We start from the raw sequence: 19,894 nt of genomic DNA, 5'->3' as shown, positions 1-19,894 counted from the left end.
TGCCATGATGGGGGCACGTTCCCCCATCAAGGCGCGCAACGTCCATGGCTGAGCCGACCCCGGTCCACGAGCGCACGGTGCCACGCGTCCTCATGTGCGCCCCCACGTATTTCGAGGTCAGCTACGTCATCAACCCCTGGATGACAGGCCACGTGCACGACACCACGGCCGAGCGCTCGCGCCGGCAGTGGGATGCCCTCCGCGAAACCGTGGCCCGCCACGCCGACGTCGTGGTGCAGCCAGCCGCCGCGGGCCAGCCCGACATGGTGTTCGCGGCCAACGCGGGCCTCGTGTTTGGCAACAGCTTCGTGCCCAGCCGCTTCCGCTACGACGAGCGCAAGGGCGAAGAACCGCACAACCATGCCTGGTTCGCGCGGCACGGCTTCGATATCGTCGAGCTGCCCGGGGGCATCTTCTTCGAGGGTGCCGGCGATGCGCTGTTCGATCGCGGCACCAGCCGCCGGCTATGGATGGGGCACGGCCACCGCTCTGATGCCGAGGCGGCGCCGGCGCTGGGGCGGCTGCTCGATATCGAGGTGCTGCCGCTGAAGTTGGCCGACCCGCGCTTCTACCACCTTGATACCTGCTTCTGCCCGCTGGCCAACGGCTACACCCTGTATTTCCCGGGGGCGTTCGACGCGGCCTCGCTCGCCACCATCGAGCGCCACGTGCCACCCGCCGAGCGCATCGTCGTGGAAGAGCACGATGCCGTGGAATTCGCCTGCAACGCCGTGAACCTGGGCCGCGTCGTCATCCTCAACCGCGCCAGCGCCGGGCTGCGTTCGCGGCTGGAGGCCGCCGGGTTCATGGTCATCGAGGTGGCGCTGGATGAATACATGAAGTCCGGCGGCGCCGCGAAATGCCTCACGTTGCGGCTGGACGAAGCGGTGGGCGCGTAGGCGTCAGGCGTCGCGCCAGTCCACCACGCCGTCGATGATGGTGTTGGTGCGGCCGCCCACCCACACGTGCCCGCCATCGATGCGGATGATGATGCGTGCATCGTGGCCCACTTCGCGGCCCTGGCTCACGACGTAGCCCTTCGCCAGCGCGCCGGTATGGTCGTGCGTGGCCACGTAGGCCGCGATGAGGCCGTTGGCGGCGCCCGAGGCCGGGTCTTCGACGATGCCGACGCCGGCGGGGAATGCGCGCACGGCCAGGCCCTCGGCGGTGCGCGCGAACACGCACAGGCCCAGCGTATCGGTGGCCACGGCCAGCTTGCGGATCGTCGCGTGGTCGGGGCGCCAGCCGCGCAGCGCGGCTTCATCAGCGAATTCGGCCACCCACCAGCGGCGGCCACCTTCCACGCAGGCCGGTTGCAGCGCGCCCAGTGCCACGCCGTAAAGCACGCTCGAGAGGCATTCGCCGCCCTTCGAGGCATCGCCGACGACGGTGGCTTTCGGCGCCTGCACGAACAGCTCGCGCGCCGGGCCCGTGCCCTCGACGAGGATGGGCAGCACGCCCGCGCCGCATTCCTGCCACACGACGCCGGCGGCATCGGGCGTAATGAGCCCGGCGTCGAGCGCGGCGTGCGCGCTGCCGATGGTCGGGTGGCCCGCGAAGGGGATTTCCTTGCTGGGCGTGAAGATGCGCGCGCGGTAGTCGGCGCCCTCGGCGCGCGCGGGCAGCAGGAAGGTGGTTTCGACGAGGTTGGTCCAGTGGGCAAAGCGCTGCATGCGCTCGTCGCTCCAGCCCTGGGCATCGATGACCACGCCAAGGGGGTTGCCACCGCCATGGCGGGCGGCGAAGACATCGAGTTGCTTGTATCGGATCGGGGACATCGGGCGGGGTGCCAGGTGGGTCGGGTCGTGAATGATAGCCCCCATCGGCCGCGTGGCGGGGTTCCCAAGGCGGGGCGATGCCGCCAAGATGCGCGCATGCTTACCACCATCCTCATCATCGCCGTGACCTGCGTGGTCTCGTTCGTCGCCCTGCAGAACCGTCGTCTCATGGACGACCTGGTGCTGTGGCCCCCCGCCATCACGCGCAGCCGCGAGTATTACCGTCTTGTCAGCTACGGCCTGGTGCACGCGGATTTCGGCCACCTGTTCTTCAACATGCTCACCCTGTTCTTCTTCGGCCGGGTCATGGAGCAGCTCTACACCAATGTCATGGGGCCGCTCGGCTTCGTCACGTTCTACATCGGCGGCCTGCTGGTCTCCATCCTGCCCACCTACATGCAGAACCGTAAGAACGCCGGCTACACCAGCCTGGGCGCCTCGGGCGCCGTGTCGGCGGTGCTCTTCGCGTACGTGCTCGTGGCGCCCTGGACGCGCATCCTGGTCTTCATCATCCCCATGCCCGCGGTGCTCTACGCCATTCTTTTCGTGGTGTATTCCATCTACATGGATCGCCGTGGCGGCGATAACGTGAACCACGGCGCGCATCTGTGGGGCGCGGCCTACGGTGTCATTTTCACCATCGCGCTACAGCCGGGCCTCTTGCCGCATTTCCTTGAAGCCATTTCCAATCCGCGCGGTTTCTGATGCGGAACTGAACTTTTTCTTCGAATTGATGTGACTTCCGCCCAAAGCTGTTAGATCATGCATTAACCGGAGCATCCGGCATGCAACGCGGGTTACCCCGGAGGGGGGCGGTTCGCGTCGGCTAATACCGCAGGAGGAGTGAGCGCATGGCAACGTCCCGTAAGGCTGCCGCGAAGAAGTCCACGGCGAAAAAATCGGCCACGAAGAAACCCGCCGCCAGGAAAGCCGCGGTGAAGAAAGCCCCGGCGAAGAAGGTGGCTGCCGCGAAGAAGGCCGCGCCGAAGAAAGCCGCCGCGAAGAAAGCCGCCGTCAAGAAGGCGGCGCCGAAGAAATCCACGGTGAAGAAGGCGGCCAGCAAGAAGGTCGCGAAGAAGGCCGTCGCTAAAAAGGCCGTCGCGAAGAAATCCACGGCGAAGACCGCCGCGCGCAAGGCCGCCCCGAAAACCGCCGGCCGCAAGGTCGCCGCGGTGAAGAAGGGCGCGGCGAAGAAGGCCCCGGCGAAACGCGCGGCACCGAAGACCGCGGCGCGGAAGACGGCGGCCAAGGCCCCGGTGAAGGTCAGCGCCGCGCCGAAGACCGCCGCCCGCAAGGCCGCGAAGAAGGCTCCCGTGAAGGTCAGCGCTGCGCCGAAGACCGCATCGCGCAAGGCCGCCACCAAGGCACCGGTGAAGGTCAGCGCCACGTCGAAGACCGCCGCCGCCAAGACCGCCGCCCGCAAGGCACCCGCCACGCAGGCACCGGCCGCCACGCCCGCGGCACCGAAGGCCGCGCGCACCGCGCCGCGTCCGCGCCCTGCACCCAAGCCCGCCGCGCCGGCCGACGACAGCGTGCCGCACATCACGCAGGAAGAGGCCGTGGCGCATATCCAGGCGCTGCTCGAGGCCAAGAAAGAACGCGACCGCCAGCCGCCGACGTGGCCCTCGGGCGATCGCAATGGCAACCCCGGCACGCAGGCTGGCAATGAAACGGCCGCACCCAAGGTGCCTTCGCCCGAGGCGAGTTACTCCAATGCCTCGCACGAGCGCGGCGACCAGCAGAAAAACAAAGGCTGAGTCGGCTGCTGAATGGAAGGGAAGGGCCGCGCGAGCGGCCTTTTCTTTTTTAACGCGCGTTCAAAGAATCCGGCGCAGTGTGGTAACCACTCACCCGTCGAGGTCACCATGCGTCGTTGGTCGCTGTCACTGCTGGCCCTGCCGGCCTGCCTCGCGTTAACCGGCTGCTATTACGACCCGGATTACGGCTACGTGCGCAACGGCACGGGCGCGGATGCCTATTACGGAACGGAAGAGACCACCACCACGGTGTCGGGCGGCGTCGGCTATGTTGGCGGGTACGGCTATTACGACGACCCGGGTTATCGCTATTACGGCTATGGGCCGGGGTATTACTCCGCGGCGCCCATCACGACCATCCGTTACCGCGATGGCTACGACCGTCGCTATGACCGCGACGGCCATGGCCGTCCGCCGCCGCCGGGTGGCTGGCGTGGCGACCGCGACGGCCATGGCCGCCCGCCGCCGCCGGGTGGTTGGCGCGGCGATCGTGGCGACGACCACCGGCCGCCGCCGGGCGGCTGGCGTGGTAATGACCGTCCGTCGCCGCCGCCAGGCGGCTGGCACGGTGGCGGGGACCGGCCATCGCCGCCGCCAGGTGGCTCACGCGGCGGCGGCGATCGTCCGTCGCAGCCGTCCAGCGGCGGCGATCGTCCGCGGCCATCGCCCGGGCAAGCCGGCTCTGGGCGTGACCGCAGCCGTTTCCGTAGTACGACGGATTGACCTGACACCACGTATCGCCCTGCGCCGACACGACGCGTAGGGCCACCGTCCGCGCATGGCGACCTAGGCTGGCGATCCTACTCGTCCATGCCGGTCGCCGTGCCTCTTCGTCCGCCTTCCTTCTCGCTTTGCGCCGTCGCGGCCGCCGCGCTCGCGGGGTGCGCGGCCGCGACGGCGCTGCCTGCATTGCCGTCGCGGCCCGTGCTCGGCATCACGCTCGCGGTGGCGGCGGTGCTCGCCGCCATGAAGCGCTGGCCGTGGGCGCGCTTGCCGGCGCTGGCGCTTGCGTTCGCGGCATGGGGCGCGCTGCACGCCACGCAGCGCATGGGGCATCGGCTGTCGCCCGGCATGGAGGGGCGCGATGTCGTCATCACCGGCCGCGTCGTCGACCTGCCACGCCGGCGGGGCGCCGATGTCTCGTTCCTGTTCCAGCCGCTGCCACGCGCTGGCGAGCCGCCCGTGCGCGGCATCCTGCGCCTCACCTGGTATCGCGCGCCGCGCGTGCCGGAGGCCTGCGAATCGTGGCGGTTCACGCTGCGCCTGCGCCGCCCGCGTGGCGCGGTGAACCCGGGCGGCTTCGATGCGGAACGCAACGCGCTCCAGCGCGATATCGCCGCCACCGGCTATGTCCGTGCCTCGCCCGGCAACGCGCGGCTCGCGGCAGGGCATTGCGTCGATGGCTGGCGCGATGCCATCGGCCAGCAACTTGATGCCGAGCTGGGTCCGCAGGGCGCGCGCATCCTGAAGGCGCTGGCCACCGGCGATACCCGTGGCCTCGACGCGGCCGACTGGGATATCGCGCGCGCTACGGGCACGTCGCACCTCATCGCCATCTCCGGGTTCCACGTGGGGGTGGCGGCGGGCGGCGGGGTGCTCGCCGTGCGTGCGCTGTATCTCCTCCTGCCGTGGCTTGCCACCCGGCTGCCGCGGCGCATCGCCCAGGGCATGGCGGGCCTCGGCGTGGCGTTCGCGTACGGCATGCTCGCGGGCATGGGGCTGCCCACGGTGCGCACGCTGCTCATGGTGGCGGTGCTTGTCGCCGCCGCCGCCTCGCGGCGGCGCATGGGCGGCCTGCCACTGCTTGCGCTGGCGCTTGTCGCCGTCCTCGTCGTCGATCCGCTTGCCGTGTTGTCCGCCGGGTTCTGGCTCTCCTTCGCGGGCGTCGCGTTCCTCATGGCGTGCGTAGTGCAGGCTGGCAAGGGCTGGCGTGCACGGCTCGCCGCCATGCTGCGCACGCAGGCGGTGATGAGCGTGGCGCTGCTGCCGCTGTCGTTCTGGTGTTTCGGCAGCGCGTCGTTGTGGTCCTTCCCGGCCAACCTCGTCGCGGCGCCGCTTGTCAGCTTCGCGGTCATCCCCCTCACGCTGCTTGGGTGCGCGGCGTTGCCGGTGGCGGCGTTGTCCGGGCCCATGCTGCAGGGCGCGGCCTTACTCGTGGGCGGGCTGTGGCGCGTCTTGTCGCCGCTGGCGGATGCCCCCGGCGCCCACGCCACCGTGCCCGAGGCCGGGCTCGTGCCGGTCATGCTCGCCACCGCCAGCGCCGCCTGGGCTTTCGCGCCGCGTGGCCTGCCGCTACGCGGCTTCGCGCTGCTCGGGTGCCTGCCACTGGTGTTCCCGCCCCGCGACGATCCCGCCGAGGGCGCGTTTCGCGCGTGGGTGCTGGACGTGGGGCAGGGGCTGGCGGTGCTCGTGCGCACGCGCTCGCACACGCTGGTGTACGACACCGGCCCGGCATACGCCGGCGGTGGCGACGCGGGCGCGGGCACGGTGCTGCCCGCGCTGGGTGCGCTCGGCATCGCACCGGCCCACCTGCTCGTCGTCAGCCATGGCGATGCCGACCATGCCGGTGGCGCGGCGTCCGTGCACCGGCGCTTTCCGGCGGCGCCGGTGGTCTCGGGTGAGCCGGGCCGGCTGCGCCTGCCTGCCGGGGCGTGCGCGCGTGCGCCCCCGTGGGCCTGGGATGGCGTGCGCTTTCATTTCATGGCGGTGCCGATGCCGTCGGGCGGCAAGGCCAGCGCGAACGACCAGTCCTGTGTCCTCGCGGTGGAAGGGCATGCGGGGCGGCTGCTCCTTACCGGCGATATCAGCGGCAAGGCCGAGGCGCGCATGGCCGCGGGCGAACTCCGCTCGCCCCTACCCACGGTGACGACCATCGCGCACCACGGCAGCCGGCATTCATCCACGCCCGCATGGCTGCGCGCGGTGCGGCCGCGCATCGCGGTGGCATCGACAGGCTGGCGCAACCGGTTTGGCCATCCGCATCCGCTGGTGGTCGACCGGCACGCGGCGCAGGGCGTGGAGGTGTACGACACCGCCCGCAGCGGGGCGCTGCGCATCGACGTCCCGGCCACGGGCGCACCCCGCGTCGTGCGCGAGTGGCGGCGGCCTGCGCGCCGCTACTGGCGCGAATAGGCCATTGGTCATGGGTGGGTCGGCGGTGTTGCGTTGCGGTTTGACATTGCAGATTTAGAACGATTTAAATTGGGAATCCATACCATCCAGGGGAGCAGCACGTGGCCATGACGAAGCTGGGATTTAGCAGGGCCGCGCTCGCCCTTGCCATTGCGACCATCGTGGCGCCCACGGGTGCCCTGGCCGCCACGCAGGGTTTCCGCAGTTCGTTCGAAGCGGGCGACCCCACGCTGGCCACGGCCCCGTTCGGCGGCCTGGACGTCAAGATCGCCGGCGGCCCGTCGAAGGACGTGGTGCTCACCGCCAAGCCCGATGTCGGCTTCACCGGCACGCACTCGCTGCATTACGCGGGCACCTCCACCGGCTCGGCGCTGAGCGCCAGGCTGTTCGACGTGAACGTGCCCATCGCCGCCGATACCGTGCTCTCCTGGCTGGTGTTCCCGCGTTCCAACGGCGACGACCTCAGCAACCCCTCGAACTACGTCAGCATCGACGTCACCTTCGATGACGGCTCGAAGCTCTCCACGCTGAAGGACGCCCGCGACCAGCACCGCATCGCCGCCACCGCGAAGGGGCAGGGCGAGGGCCGCGTGCTGTATCCCGACCAGTGGAACTACGTCAGCGTCGACCTTGGCACGCTGGCGAAGGGCCGCAAGGTGAAGTCGATCGAACTCAGCACCGATGCCCCCGCCGGCAAGGCATTCGAGGGCTGGGTGGATGACGTGCGCATCGCGGCGCAGCCGGCGTTCATCAGCAGCCACCCGGTCGATTACGTCGATACCCGCCGCGGTTCCAATGCGAACCCGAACTTCTCGCGCGGCAACAACTTCCCCGCGGTGACCCTGCCGCACGGTTTCAACTTCTGGACCCCGGTGACCAAGGCCGGCGGTAACTGGCTGTACCAGTACCAGGAAAGCAACGGCGACGATAACCGCCCGCGCATCCAGGCCTTCAGCCTCTCGCACGAGCCCAGCCCGTGGATGGGCGAGCGCCAGACGTTCCAGGTCATGCCCGCCCAGGTCGACAGCGGCGCGCCCGCGCTGAAGCGCGAGACGCGTGCGCTCTCGTTCAGCCATGACGAAGAAACGGCGCACCCGGATTACTACGGCGTGCACTTCGACAACGGCATCCGCACCGAGATGACGCCGACCGACCATGCCGCCATGTTCCGCTTCACCTTCACGGGCAAGCGCGGGCAACTGGTGTTCGACAATCTCAACGACAAAGCTTCGGTGGTGCTCGACCCGGCCGGCCGCAGCATCCATGGCTGGTCGGATGTGAAGAGCGGCCTCTCCACCGGCGCCACGCGCCTGTTCTTCTACGCCGAGTTCGACAAGCCGGTGGCGGAGAACGGCCGCCTGACGGGCGAAAACCGCGACAACGCCTCGGCGTGGTACGGCTTCGACACGGCGAAGAAGGGCGGCAAGCAGGTGGTGATGCGCATCGCCACCTCGCTCATCGGCGTCGACCAGGCCAAGGCCAACCTCGAGCAGGAAATCGCGAAGGGCGACACGTTCGATACGGTGCGCGAGCGCGCCCGCAAGGCGTGGGACGATCGCCTGGGTCGCTTCCAGGTCGAAGGCGCATCGCGCGACGAGCGCACCATCCTGTATTCCAACCTCTACCGCCTCTTCATGTACCCGAACGAGGCCTGGGAAAACACCGGCACCAAGGATGCGCCGAAGTATCAGTACGCCAGCCCGTTCTCGGCCGCCACGGGCGAGAACACCGATACCCACACGGGTGCGCGCATCGTCGACGGCAAGCCCTACGTCAACAATGGCCTGTGGGACACCTACCGCACGGCCTGGCCGGCGTACGCGCTGTTCACCCCGACCGAAGCCGGCGAGATGATCGACGGCTTCGTGCAGCAGTACCGCGACGGCGGCTGGATCGCCCGCTGGACGTCGCCGGGCTACGCCGACCTCATGGTGGGCACCAGCTCCGACGTCGCCTTCGCCGACGCATGGCTGAAGGGCATCCACAACTTCGACGTCGCCAATTTCTACCTGTCGGCCATCCGCAACGCCTCCACCCGCAGCGATGACGTGAAGGGCGCGGGCCGCAAGGGCATCGAGCGTTCGCAGTTCAACGGCTACGTGGACGACGACGTGAAGGAAGGCCTGTCGTGGTCGATGGCGGGCTATATCAACGACTTCGGCATCGCCAATCTCGCCGCCGCCCTCGCGAAGGACCCGGCGCACGGCGGCAGCTACAAGAACTACGCCGACGACGCACAGTGGTACCGCTCGCGCGCCGTGGGCTACACCCACCTCTTCAACGAGGACGCCGGTTTCTTCATTGCCCGCAACACGGCGGGCAAGTGGCGCTGGACGGCGAAGGAGTTCAGCCCCATCCGCTGGGGTGGCGATTACACCGAAACCAACGCCTGGAACATGGCCTTCGACGCACCGCAGGATGGCGCCGGCCTGGCCGGCCTCTACGGCGGCCGCGAAAAGCTCGGCGCCAAGCTCGATGCGTTCTTCAACGCGCCGGGCAATTTCGAGACGGGCGATTACGGCGGCGTCATCCACGAGATGCTCGAGGCCCGCGACGTGCGCATGGGCCAGTACGGCCACTCGAACCAGCCGTCGCACCACATCATCTGGATGTACGACGAAGCCGGCCAGCCGTGGAAGACCCAGGACAAGCAGCGTGACGCCATGTCGCGTCTCTACGTGGGCAGCGAGATCGGCCAGGGTTACCCGGGCGACGAGGACAACGGCGAGATGTCGGCGTGGTGGATCTTCGGTGCCGCCGGCTTCTACCCGCTGCAGATGGGCACGCCGGAATACGTCATCGGCGCGCCGTACTTCCCGCGCATGACCGTGAAGCTCGAGAACGGCGCCACGCTCGATATCCGCGCGCCGGGCGTCAGTGACACGAACCGCTACGTGCAGTCGCTGAAGGTCAACGGCCAGCCCTGGAACAAGCTCACGCTGCCGCATGCGCTGCTGGCCAAGGGCGCCACGCTGGAGTTCACGATGGGTGCCACGCCGTCGAACTGGGGCACCGGTGCCGACGCGCTGCCGGCGTCGATCACGGCCGATGGCGCCAAGCCCTCGCCGTTGCGCGACGTGATGAAGGCGGCCGACCTCACGCTCGATGGCAAGAAGGCCAGCACGCTGGGCCCGGCCGTCGATAACGATTCCACGACCGAGCTGGCGCTGCCCACGGGCAAGGCCGTCATCGTCGACCGCCTCGCCAAGCCGGCCACGGTGGCGATGTATACCCTCAGTTCCGGCGCCCAGGCCGCCGTGCCGCAGGGCTGGAAGGTTGAGGGCTCCGCCGACGGCAAGAAGTGGCAGGTGCTTGACGAGCGCCACGGCGAAACCTTCCCGTGGCACCACCAGACCCGCGCGTTCGCCATCGCGCAGCCCGGCAGCTACGCGCACTACCGCATCACGCTCGACGGCACCGGCCCTGCCGCCATCTCCGAGCTGGAACTGCTCGCAAAATAGTTCTTTTGTGTGTGGGAGCGCGCTCGCGCGCGATGGGGCGTCCCGTGACCCCCATCGCGCGCAAGCGCGCTCCCACATGGTTTTTGCCTATCCTCGAAGATTCAGCCAATGTGAAGGCCGACGCAGTCCCCCGGCCGGGCCCTGCTATCATGCCGCCCTGACTTGAATGTACCCCCGGGGTTCACGTGCTCGAGATCCTTCTTGCCGGCGGCTGGGCCCTCGTGCCCATCCTGGTCTGCTCCCTTGCCGCCCTGGCCATCGTGCTGGAGCGCTTCTGGGCCCTGCGCCGCGCGGCCGTGCTGCCGCCGGGCCTGGGCGAGGAAGTTCGCGAATGGGCCCGCTCGGCCCAGCTGGATGCCAGCCACCTTGCCAGCCTCGAGAAAGGCTCGCCGCTGGGCGAGCTGTTCGCTGGCGCGCTGGCCGTCCGCGACCGCCCGCGCGAGATCATCAAGGAGCGCATCGAGGATACCGGCCGCCATGTGGTCCACCGCATGGAGCGCTACCTCAACACGCTGGGCACCATCGCCCTCATCGGCCCGTTGCTGGGCCTGCTGGGCACGGTCATCGGCCTCATCCGCATGTTCATGAACGTCATGGCGGGTGGCATCGGCGACCCGACCAAGATGGCCGGCGGCATCGGCGAGGCGCTCATCTGCACCGCCTTCGGCCTCATCGTCTCCATCCCGGCCTATGTGCTGCATCGTTATTTCCGCTCGAAGGTGGGCGGCTACGTGGTGCAGATGGAGAAGGAAGCCACCGCGCTGCTCGACGATCTCTCGGCCCGCGCCCCGGCGTCGCGCCGCCGCACCACCGACGCGCAGGCCCCGGCCCCGGCCAAGCAGGCGGGTTGATCCATGCGCATTGGTGCCCGTCGCGAGGATGATTTCGAGATCAATGTCATCTCGCTCATCGATGTGCTGCTTACGCTGCTGATGTTCTTCGTGCTCAGCACCACCTTCATCGAGCACTCGCGCCTGAAGGTGAACCTTCCCAAGGCCGATGCCGAGGCGCGCGATGCCACCGATAACGCGCTCACCGTGGTCATCGACCGCGATGGCCATTATTCCGTGGGCAGCGACGAAGTGATGGGCGAGGGCATCGAGCCGCTCAAGGCCGCCATCGCCCGCGGCGCGGGCGACAACCGCGACCGGCTTGTCGTCATCCGTGCCGATGCCATGACCCCGCACCAGAACGTCGTCCGCGCCATGGATGCCCTGGGGCAGGAAGGCTTCACGCGGCTCTCCATCGCCACCACGCCGACCGAGATGGCGGGCGGCAAGTGAGCGCGAACCCCAAGAAAGTGTCGGTGTGGGATGCCCGCACCTGGCAAACCTACAAGCGCCTGCTGGGTTACACCAGGCGCTTCCGCACGGCCGGTTACATCGCCATCGTCGGCATGGTCATCGACCCGATCTGCCTGTCGGTGTTCACCGGCTCGCTGAAGCCGATGATCGACAACCTGTTCGTCGACAAGAACCCGGAGACGATCTTCTGGATGCCGATCTGGATCATCGGCATCTTCCTCGTCCGCGGCGTGGCCTCGTACATCACCGACTACGGCATCGCCTACGTGGGGCGCAACGTGGTGCAGGCCATGCGCATCGACGTGTTCGCGGCGTACCTGCGCCTGCCGTCGGCTTTCTTCGCGAAGGAACCCTCGGGCCAGCAGATCTCGCGCGTCACCTACACCAGCGAACAGGTGGCGGCGGCGTCGGCCGATTCGCTCAAGGTGGCCATCACCGAGGGCTTCACGGTCATCGGCATGCTGGGCGTCATGCTGTTCTACAGCCCGTACCTCACCATGGCCCTGCTCGTGCTGGTGCCGTGCGTGGTGGCGCTGGTGACGGTCATCAGCCGCCGTTACCGCAAGATCAGCAAGCGCATCCAGGGCAACATGGGCACGGTGACCAGTGCCGTGGAAGAGGCCGTGGCCGCGAACCGCGAAGTGCGCATCTACGGCGGGCAGGCCCGCGAGGCCGAGCGGTTCGGCGGCGTGGCCGAGCGGCAGCGCCACCTCAACCTAAAGGTGTCGTCCACCAGCGCGGCCTCCAGCGCCATCATCCAGACCGTGGGCGCCATGGCGCTCGCTACCCTGGTGTTCCTCGCCACGCGGCCGAACATCCTCTACACCATCTCGCCCGGCATCTTCACCGCCGTGCTCACCGCCATGGGCGCCATGATGCCGTCGCTGAAGCGCCTTGCCGGCATCCAGGCAAGCCTGCAGAAAGGCGTGTCGGCCGCAGAGGACCTGTTCGACATCATGGACCAGCCGGCCGAAGTGGATACCGGCACCGTGGTGCTCGAGCGCACGAAGGGCGATGTGCGCTTCGAGGACATCCACCTCACCTACGAGCGCAACGACCACGTCGCGCTGCGCGGCGTCACGCTGGCCTGCGCGCCGGGCACCGTCACCGCGCTGGTGGGCCGCTCGGGCAGCGGCAAATCCAGCCTTGTCAGCCTGTTGCCGCGCTTCTACGAGCCGACGAAGGGCCGCATCCTCATCGACGGCCGCGACTACACCCAGTACACGCTGGCGTCGCTGCGCAAGCAGATCGCCTGGGTGGGCCAGCACGTGGTGCTGTTCGACGATACCGTGGCCGCCAACATCGCCTACGGTGAAATGGCCGGCGCCTCCGAGGCCGATATCCGCGCCGCGGCCGAAGCCGCCAACGCCATGGAATTCATCGAGCGCCTGCCGGAAGGGCTCAACACGCGCATCGGCCAGGGCGGCAACTCGCTCTCGGGCGGCCAGCGCCAGCGCCTGGCCATCGCCCGCGCCATCCTGAAGAACGCGCCGATCCTGGTGCTCGACGAGGCCACCAGTGCCCTCGACACCGAATCGGAACGCCTCATCCAGGATGCGCTCACGCGCCTCATGCGCGACCGCACCACGCTGGTCATCGCCCACCGCCTCTCCACCATCGAGCACGCCGACCAGATCGCCGTGATGGAGCAGGGCCGCGTGGTCGAACTGGGCACGCACCGCGAGCTGCTCGATATCGGCGGCCAGTACGCGGCGCTGCATCGCATGCAGTTCCACGAGCAGGCCGCGGCGGGCTGAGCGTGGCCCTGGGCGCGTCGTTACAGCGGCGTTGGTATGGCGGGGGGCGGCCACCGTGGTGGGCGCGCCCGCTCGAAGCCCTGTATGCCGGCGTGGTGCGCCGCCGTGCCAACGATTTCCGGCGTGACCCCTCAAAGGTCGTCCGCCTGCCGGTGCCCGTCGTCGTCGTGGGCAACATCACCATCGGCGGCACCGGGAAAACACCGCTGATCGTCGCCCTGGCCCAGGCCATGGCCGAGCGGGGTTTCCGGCCGGGCGTTGTCAGCCGCGGCTACGGTGGCAGCGAGCGTGGGCCTTACCTGTTGTCGGAAGACGACGCTGCGTCGAAGGTCGGCGACGAACCCTCGCTGATCCGCCAGAGCGGCGTGCCCGTGGCCATCGGCCGCGAGCGCCCTGAAGCCGCGCAGCTGCTGATCGACGCAGGCTGCGACCTCGTGCTGGCCGACGACGGGCTGCAACACCACCGCCTGGGCCGCGACGTCGAGATTTGTGTCATCGACGGCGAGCGCCGCCTGGGCAACGGCCACCTGCTACCCGCGGGCCCGCTGCGCGAGCCGGCTTCAAGGCTGGCCGACGTCGACTTCATCGTCGTCAATGGCGGTACGCCGCAGGGCAGCGAGGTGCCCATGCGCCTGGAAGGTGGCACCGCCGTGAACATGGACGACCCGACGCTCACCGCACCCTTGTCGGATTTCGCTGGCCGCCCGGCCCACGCCGTCGCCGGCATCGGCAACCCCGCACGCTTCTTCGCCAGCCTGGCGGCCCACGGCATCGCCGTCGACGGCCACCCCTTCGCCGACCACCACGCCTTCACTCGCGACGATTTCACCTTCGCCGATGGCTGCCCCGTGTTGATGACGGATAAGGACGCCGTGAAGTGCCGGGAGTTCGCGCGGGCCAACTGGTGGCGAGTGCCGGTAAGGGCCGTGATGCCGGATGCGTTTTGGGATGCTGTTGCCGCCAAGATTCGCGGTTCTTGAAGGGCATCGCCTGCAAGCAGGCTCCCACAACGGCGATGCCGCCCGCTTACCGCTCTGTGGGAGCCCGCTCGCGGGCGATGGGCCTGGCTGCAACAAAAAAAGGCCGCGATGACTCGCGGCCTTCTCGATGCAACCAACGCTCAGACGTTACTGCACGCGCTGCACATTACCCTGGTCGTCGATGACGACGATATCGCCCTGGCGGATGGCCGAAGCATCCTTCACCGTGACGTTGGAATAGCCGCCGGTGCCCATCTTCACGCGCAGGGTGTAGCTCTCGCCGCCGCCGCCCTTGCCGATGGCATTGCCGGCGAAGCCGCCGCCGACGGCGCCGCCCACCGTGGCCAGGGTCTTGCCCTTGCCCTTGCCGACCTGGTTGCCCAGCACGCCGCCGGCGATGGCGCCGATGACGGCACCCGCCGTGCCGTGGTCACGGCCCTGGGTGATGTTGGTTTCGATGCTCTGCACCACGCCGCACTGGTCGCAGCGGATATAGATGCCGTCGGGGCGGGTCAGGGTGGCGGCCGACGCCGGCAGGGCGAAGGCGGAGGCGAGCAGGGCGGCCAGGGGGATGGCGAGGACGGTCTTGGTATTCATGGATTCTCCTTTTCGCGGGCACGACAGGGACTAGGAAGCCGCGCGTGGGCCCCAGTCTAAGGATTCCGTCTGAACCGTCTTGAACGGCATTCGCATTTCACGCACGTCGTGGATACTAGGCGGATGACTACCGCCATCGTCTGGTTCCGCCGCGACCTTCGCCTTGCCGACAACCCCGCCCTCGTGGCCGCCGCCGAGGCGCATGAGAAGGTGATTCCGCTCTATATCCATGCCCCGGACGAGGAGGGCGAGTGGGCGCCGGGGGCCGCCAGCCGGTGGTGGTTGCATCATTCGCTGGTGGCGCTGGATAAGGGGCTGGGGCGACATCGCGGTGGGCTGCAGGTGGCTATCGCCCGCGAGCGGGCTCCCACAGGGAGTTTGGAAGTGCTCAGGCAGGTGGTTGGGGAGACGGGTGCGGCGGCGGTGTATTTCAACCTGCTGTACGACCCGGCGATTCGCAAGCGCGATGCCGCGGTGCGCAAGGCGCTGGAGGACGATGGCGTGGATGTCGCCTCGTTCAACGCCAACCTGTGGTGCGATCCGTGGGAGATCGCGACGAAGGAAGACGAGCCCTACCGCGTGTTCACGCCGTTCTGGCGCAACCTGCGCACGCGCATCGACGAGCGTGAACCGCTCGCGGAGCCTAAGCTTCACCCCCAGGCGCTCAAGAAGTCGTTGCCGATCGACAAGCTGGGCCTGTTGCCGACCCTGGACTGGGACAAGGGTTTCCATGAGTGGACCCCGGGCGAAAGCGGTGCCCACGACATGCTCGGCCTCTTCGCCGACGACGCCGTGGGCCACTACAGCGAGGGCCGCGACCTGCCAGCGCGCCACGGCACGTCACGCCTGAGTCCCCACCTGCATTTCGGCGAAATCTCGCCCCCGCAGGTGGCCCAGCAGCTCCGCGCCCACTTCGCCCGCCGCAAGAACGCCCCCGATCTGGAGCCGTACCTGCGCCAGCTGGGCTGGCGCGAGTTCGGCCACCACCTGCTGTGGCATTTTCCTGATACGCCGAAGAAGAACTTCAACAAGAAGTTCGACGCGTTCAAATGGGCGAAACGCGACGCGCACGCGCTACGCCGCTGGAAACAAGGCAAGACCGGCATCCCCATCGTCGATGCCGGCATGCGCGAGCTCTGGGCCACCGGCTGGATGCACAACCGCGTGCGCATGCTGGTGGCAAGCCTGCTGACGAAGAACCTCCGCCAGCACTGGCTGCTGGGCGAGAAGTGGTTCTGGGATACGCTGGTGGACGCGGACCTGGCGAACAACGCGATGGGCTGGCAGTGGGTGGCGGGCAGTGGTGCGGACGCCGCACCGTATTTCCGCATCTTCAATCCGGTGACGCAGTCGGAGAAATTTGATCCGGATGGCGCGTACATACGGCGATGGGTGCCGGAGCTGCGCGATGCACCGGGCAGGCTGGTGCATGCGCCGTGGGAAGACGAGGCGTTCCTGAAGAAGTCGGGTTACCCGAAGCCCATAGTCGACCTGAAGGCGACACGCGAAGAGGCACTGCTGGCCTACCAGAAGTCCAAATCCTGACCGGCCCCATCCTGTGGGAGCGCGCTTGCGCGCGATGGCTTCTCGCGAATCGCAGCAGGCCCTGTGGCTCTTTCGCGAAAAGATGTCGCCCGCAAGCGGGCTCCTACGGTAAGGGCGGTTACGCGGGGGACGAGCGCTCGCGCAACAACAACGCCAGGATGGGTGGCGTCACCATCGCCGTCAGCAACGACATCGCCACGATCACCGCGTAGATCGTCTCGTCGAACACGCCCGCGGCCAAGCCCAGGCTTGCGATCACCACGCCTACCTCGCCGCGCGGCACCATGCCGAAACCCACGATCGTGGCGCCACGCCGGCCCAGCTTCAGCGCACCAAGGAACCCACCCGCCAGCTTCGACACGATGGCAATCACCGTCACCACCAGCAGCGACCACAGCGCCGCGCCCGAGCCCAGCGCCGCCAGGTTCACCTTCGCGCCCGTGACGACGAAAAAGAACGGCGTGAGGAACGCCAGCAGCGGCGCCACCTGTTCCTCCAGCTGGTGCCGCTGGCGGGTCTCGGAGGCGATCATGCCCGCCAGGAACGCGCCGATGATGGCCGCGAGGTGGAAACGCATCGACAGGTAGGCCAGGCCCAGGCACAGCGCCAGCACGATGGCCAGCGGCGAAAGCGGGTTGCTGGGCTTGTCGAGCCAGCCCGAGCCGCGGCGCATCACGCGCGTGCCGCCCCAGCCGATGACCGCGACGAAACCCACCGCGCCGAGCAGCGTGCCGGCGAGGCCGGCGATATCCACCGCGCCGCCGCCCTGCAGTGAGGAAACCACGCCGAGCAGAAGCATGGCGAGGATGTCGTCGATCACCGCGGCGCCGAGGATGATCCGGGCCTCCTGCCGTTGCAGCACGCCCAGTTCCTGCAGCACGCGCGCCGTGATGCCCGCCGACGTGGCCACGAAGGCCGCGGCCACGAACATCGAGCGGAGCCAGTCGAAGCCCGAACCGTGCGCCCACAGCGCGCCCAGGCCGAACGGGATGAACACGCCGAGCACGCCGACGAGGAAGGCGCTGGCGCCCACTTTCTTCAGATCATCGAGCCGTGTTTCCAGACCCACTGAGAAAAGTAGCAAGATGACGCCGATTTCCGCGAGCACATCGAGTGGGGTGCCGGTCGCGATATCCGGCAGCGCGACCCAGCCCAGGGCGCTCGGGCCGATGGCACAGCCCGCGGCGATTTCGCCGACGACGGCCGGTAATTTAAGGCGTTGCGCGATTTCGCCGCCGACCAGCGCGGCGACGAAGATGAGGAAAAGGGTCAGCAGGATGCCGGCGGAGTCGTGCATGGGGATCGTTCCTGATCAAGCGCCGCCGAAAGGCGCGGCCCGACGAGCCTAGCGTCAACCGGCGGCCGTGGCGACCCTTGGCTCGCGGGTATCGCGCAGGCGGCTGAAGACCCAGCTGGCGGCGAGCGTGATGAGGCCCAGCACGATCACCGACCAGCGGAACGCCCACACGTACGGGTGGTGCGCGGAACTGCCGAGGAAGCCGGCCATGAGCAGCGTGGCGAGGGCGATGCCGAAGCTCATGGAAAGGTATTGCGCCGTGGATGCCATGGACGACGCCATGGAGGCCTGCTTCACGTCCACGTCCACGTAGGCCAGCGTGTTCATCGAGGTGTACTGCACCGACATGACCATGCCGTACACGTACACGAACCCGGCGATGAGCCAGGTGGGCGAATCGGTGTCGAGCAGCGCGAAGGCACACAGCACCACGCTGACCAGGATCGTGTTGCCCAGCAGCAGGCGGCGGTAGCCAAACGCGGTGAGCAGGCGGTGGATGAACGGCTTGACCGTGATGGAGCCCAGCGCCTGGGGCACCATCATGAGGCCGGCGACCAGGGGCGACCAGCCACAGCCGATCTGCAGGAACAACACCAGCAACAGGTACATGCCCGACACACCCAGCCGGGTGAACAGGTTGCCGGCCAGCGAGACCCACACGCTGCGCACCTTCAGCAGGCCCAGGTCGCTGACGGGGTAGGGCGTACGCCGGCTGTGCCGGACATAGAGCACCGCGAGCAGCACGGCGCCGACGAGGCACAGGGCGATCCACTGGGGCTTGCCGTGGCCACCCAGGGTCTCGGCCACGAGCAAGGCCATGGCGGAGGCGCCCGCGAACAGGAGGAAGCCCACGGTATCGAAGGGGTTGGCGCGGTCGGGGCGGTAGTCGGGCATCTCGCGGCGGTTCAGCCACAGCCCGAGCAGGCCCACGGGCACGTTCATGAGGAAGATGAGGCGCCAGTGCGTGTACTCGACGATGGCGCCCCCCAGCAGCGGGCCGAACACCGAGCCAAGCAGGCCGAACGTGGCGACCGTGCTCATGGCGCTTACGAATTCGCGTCGGTCGATGCTGCGCACCAGCACGTAGCGGCCCACCGGCATGAGCGCGGCGCCGCCCAGGCCCTGGATGACGCGGGCGGCGACCAGCTGTGGCAGCGACTGCGCGATGCCGCACAGCAGCGAGCCCAGGGCAAATACGAGGATGGCGCCGCCGTAGACGCGCCGCGTGCCGAAGCGATCGCACAGCCACGGGCTCATGGGGATGAAGATGGCCAGCGTGAGCACGTAGCTGGTGAGCGCCGTGCGCATGCTCAGCGGGGTGACCTCCAGCGCGCGGGCGATGGTGGGCACGGCCGTGTTGACGATGGTGGAATCCAGCGCCTGCATGAAGAAGCCCGCCGCCACCAGCCAGATCAGGCCGCGGTACCGCGTGCGGCTGGAGGGCTCGGCCGGGGCGAGCGCCGGCGGATCGGTGGGCAGGGCGTGGACTTCGTCGGCGAGGGGCATCTCCGGGGCATTATAGCGGAAGCCGCTTGTTGCATTTGGCGCGCCTTCGGCCGACCCTTTGCAGTCGCGTCCGCCTCGCGCACCCTCCACGGACCCAGCCCATGCCCCAAGCCATCGCCCCCGTCGACGCCATCGCGCGTGCCACCGAGCTGCGCCGCCGCATCGAAGACGCGAACTACCGCTACCACGTGCTCGACAACCCGGAGATACCGGATGCCGAGTACGACAAGCTCATGCGCGAGCTCGAGGCGCTGGAAAGCCAGTACGCGGACCTCGCCACCGACGATTCGCCCACGCGCCGCGTCGGTGCCCGCGCGCACGGTGGTTTCGCGGAAGTGACCCACGCGGTGCCGATGCTCTCACTGGGCAACGCGTTTGAAACCGAGGGCGAGGGCGACCGCGAGAAATATCGCGAAGTGGCCGACTTCGAACGCCGCATCGAACAGACGCTGGGCCGCCGCGAGCCCGTGTTCTCCGTAGAGCCGAAGCTCGATGGCCTCGCCATCAGCCTTCGCTACGAAGACGGCGTGTTCGTGCAGGGCGCCACGCGTGGCGACGGCGCGGTGGGCGAGGACGTCACCGCGAACCTGCGCACGGTAAAAGCCATACCGCTGCGCCTGCGTGGCGAAGGCTGGCCGCGCGTGCTGGAGGTGCGTGGCGAGGTCATCATGCCGCGCGCCGCGTTCGAGGCGTTCAACGAGCGGGCCCGTGCCGCTGGCGAGAAGCCGCTGGCCAACCCGCGCAATGGCGCGGCGGGGTCGCTGCGCCATTGCGCGGGTT

The 19,894-nt window shown here is 68.5% G+C and carries 16 protein-coding genes; 12 read left to right on the top strand and 4 right to left on the bottom strand.

Annotation, left to right across the window (positions count from 1 at the left end; all coding sequences use genetic code 11):
• The first annotated feature begins 44 nt into the window (after nt 1-44).
• Nucleotides 45-899, top strand: coding sequence for a dimethylarginine dimethylaminohydrolase family protein (locus tag VI08_RS10270; protein ID WP_045829490.1), 855 nt, complete (start codon nt 45-47; stop codon nt 897-899).
• A 3-nt stretch (nt 900-902) separates the two neighbouring features.
• Here VI08_RS10270 and VI08_RS10265 read toward each other — a convergent pair whose 3' ends face one another.
• Nucleotides 903-1,778 carry a PhzF family phenazine biosynthesis protein gene (locus VI08_RS10265; protein ID WP_045829489.1) on the bottom strand — a complete coding sequence of 292 codons (876 nt, stop codon included), beginning with the start codon at nt 1,776-1,778 and terminating at the stop codon, nt 903-905.
• A gap of 96 nt (nt 1,779-1,874) precedes the next feature.
• Here VI08_RS10265 and VI08_RS10260 point away from each other — a divergent pair, with 96 nt between their 5' ends.
• The 9 genes from VI08_RS10260 (at nt 1,875) to lpxK (ending at nt 14,169) form a co-directional block, all read left to right on the top strand.
• A complete protein-coding gene (locus VI08_RS10260; RefSeq protein ID WP_045829488.1) occupies nt 1,875-2,483 on the top strand; it encodes a rhomboid family intramembrane serine protease in 609 nt (202 codons plus the stop codon).
• A gap of 146 nt (nt 2,484-2,629) precedes the next feature.
• Nucleotides 2,630-3,535 (top strand): histone H1-like repetitive region-containing protein, encoded by a 906-nt coding sequence (locus VI08_RS22555; protein ID WP_157006612.1) that lies wholly within the window; start codon nt 2,630-2,632, stop codon nt 3,533-3,535.
• A 108-nt stretch (nt 3,536-3,643) separates the two neighbouring features.
• Nucleotides 3,644-4,258 (top strand): hypothetical protein, encoded by a 615-nt coding sequence (locus tag VI08_RS21755; RefSeq protein WP_157006608.1) that lies wholly within the window; start codon nt 3,644-3,646, stop codon nt 4,256-4,258.
• A gap of 99 nt (nt 4,259-4,357) precedes the next feature.
• Nucleotides 4,358-6,667 carry a DNA internalization-related competence protein ComEC/Rec2 gene (locus tag VI08_RS10245; protein WP_232309517.1) on the top strand — a complete coding sequence of 770 codons (2,310 nt, stop codon included), beginning with the start codon at nt 4,358-4,360 and terminating at the stop codon, nt 6,665-6,667.
• 107 nt (nt 6,668-6,774) lie between these two features.
• Nucleotides 6,775-10,128: a GH92 family glycosyl hydrolase gene (locus tag VI08_RS10240; RefSeq protein WP_045829603.1), complete on the top strand. Its 3,354-nt coding sequence runs from the start codon at nt 6,775-6,777 to the stop codon at nt 10,126-10,128.
• 185 nt (nt 10,129-10,313) lie between these two features.
• Nucleotides 10,314-10,979, top strand: a complete 666-nt coding sequence (locus tag VI08_RS10235; RefSeq protein WP_045829486.1) for a MotA/TolQ/ExbB proton channel family protein — start codon at nt 10,314-10,316, stop codon at nt 10,977-10,979.
• A 3-nt stretch (nt 10,980-10,982) separates the two neighbouring features.
• Nucleotides 10,983-11,411, top strand: coding sequence for an ExbD/TolR family protein (locus VI08_RS10230; protein WP_045829485.1), 429 nt, complete (start codon nt 10,983-10,985; stop codon nt 11,409-11,411).
• A gap of 17 nt (nt 11,412-11,428) precedes the next feature.
• Nucleotides 11,429-13,189 carry a lipid A export permease/ATP-binding protein MsbA gene (gene msbA / locus VI08_RS10225; protein ID WP_045829602.1) on the top strand — a complete coding sequence of 587 codons (1,761 nt, stop codon included), beginning with the start codon at nt 11,429-11,431 and terminating at the stop codon, nt 13,187-13,189.
• Nucleotides 13,190-13,284: 95 nt separating this feature from the next.
• The gene (lpxK, locus tag VI08_RS10220; protein ID WP_332308630.1) at nt 13,285-14,169 is read left to right on the top strand and encodes a tetraacyldisaccharide 4'-kinase; all 885 of its coding nucleotides are present in this window, start codon (nt 13,285-13,287) and stop codon (nt 14,167-14,169) included.
• A gap of 147 nt (nt 14,170-14,316) precedes the next feature.
• Here lpxK and VI08_RS10215 read toward each other — a convergent pair whose 3' ends face one another.
• Complete coding sequence (locus VI08_RS10215; RefSeq protein ID WP_052697818.1) at nt 14,317-14,766, bottom strand: glycine zipper 2TM domain-containing protein; 450 nt, start codon at nt 14,764-14,766, stop codon at nt 14,317-14,319.
• Between the two features lie 123 nt (nt 14,767-14,889).
• Between VI08_RS10215 and VI08_RS10210 the strand changes: the two genes are divergently transcribed.
• Nucleotides 14,890-16,311 (top strand): cryptochrome/photolyase family protein, encoded by a 1,422-nt coding sequence (locus VI08_RS10210; RefSeq protein ID WP_045829483.1) that lies wholly within the window; start codon nt 14,890-14,892, stop codon nt 16,309-16,311.
• A 118-nt stretch (nt 16,312-16,429) separates the two neighbouring features.
• Here the strand turns inward: VI08_RS10210 and VI08_RS10205 are convergent, their stop codons facing one another.
• Together VI08_RS10205 and VI08_RS10200 are read right to left on the bottom strand one after the other, a co-directional pair.
• Nucleotides 16,430-17,608 (bottom strand): cation:proton antiporter, encoded by a 1,179-nt coding sequence (locus tag VI08_RS10205; protein ID WP_045829482.1) that lies wholly within the window; start codon nt 17,606-17,608, stop codon nt 16,430-16,432.
• Nucleotides 17,609-17,662: 54 nt separating this feature from the next.
• Nucleotides 17,663-19,114 carry an MFS transporter gene (locus VI08_RS10200; RefSeq protein WP_045829481.1) on the bottom strand — a complete coding sequence of 484 codons (1,452 nt, stop codon included), beginning with the start codon at nt 19,112-19,114 and terminating at the stop codon, nt 17,663-17,665.
• Nucleotides 19,115-19,215: 101 nt separating this feature from the next.
• On the opposite strand from VI08_RS10200, the gene VI08_RS10195 reads away from it, so the two are divergent.
• Nucleotides 19,216-19,894: DNA ligase LigA-related protein (locus VI08_RS10195; RefSeq protein ID WP_045829480.1), on the top strand; the 679-nt coding region annotated here is incomplete at its 3' end.

It is taken from the genome of Luteibacter yeojuensis, assembly GCF_000964085.1.
GTDB classification, from domain to species: Bacteria; Pseudomonadota; Gammaproteobacteria; order Xanthomonadales; family Rhodanobacteraceae; genus Luteibacter; species Luteibacter yeojuensis_A.
This window is presented reverse-complemented; position numbering and strand designations above follow the sequence as displayed.

Excerpts from the sequence above, each read along its gene's own strand:
- VI08_RS21755 (WP_157006608.1), top strand. The coding sequence starts at position 3,644 with ATGCGTCGTTGGTCGCTGTCACTGCTGGCCCTGCCGGCCTGCCTCGCG.
- VI08_RS10265 (WP_045829489.1), bottom strand. The coding sequence starts at position 1,778 with ATGTCCCCGATCCGATACAAGCAACTCGATGTCTTCGCCGCCCGCCAT.
- VI08_RS22555 (WP_157006612.1), top strand. The coding sequence starts at position 2,630 with ATGGCAACGTCCCGTAAGGCTGCCGCGAAGAAGTCCACGGCGAAAAAA.
- VI08_RS10230 (WP_045829485.1), top strand. The coding sequence starts at position 10,983 with ATGCGCATTGGTGCCCGTCGCGAGGATGATTTCGAGATCAATGTCATC.
- VI08_RS10270 (WP_045829490.1), top strand. The coding sequence starts at position 45 with ATGGCTGAGCCGACCCCGGTCCACGAGCGCACGGTGCCACGCGTCCTC.
- VI08_RS10205 (WP_045829482.1), bottom strand. The coding sequence starts at position 17,608 with ATGCACGACTCCGCCGGCATCCTGCTGACCCTTTTCCTCATCTTCGTC.
- VI08_RS10210 (WP_045829483.1), top strand. The coding sequence starts at position 14,890 with ATGACTACCGCCATCGTCTGGTTCCGCCGCGACCTTCGCCTTGCCGAC.
- VI08_RS10215 (WP_052697818.1), bottom strand. The coding sequence starts at position 14,766 with ATGAATACCAAGACCGTCCTCGCCATCCCCCTGGCCGCCCTGCTCGCC.
- VI08_RS10260 (WP_045829488.1), top strand. The coding sequence starts at position 1,875 with ATGCTTACCACCATCCTCATCATCGCCGTGACCTGCGTGGTCTCGTTC.
- VI08_RS10200 (WP_045829481.1), bottom strand. The coding sequence starts at position 19,114 with ATGCCCCTCGCCGACGAAGTCCACGCCCTGCCCACCGATCCGCCGGCG.
- VI08_RS10240 (WP_045829603.1), top strand. The coding sequence starts at position 6,775 with ATGACGAAGCTGGGATTTAGCAGGGCCGCGCTCGCCCTTGCCATTGCG.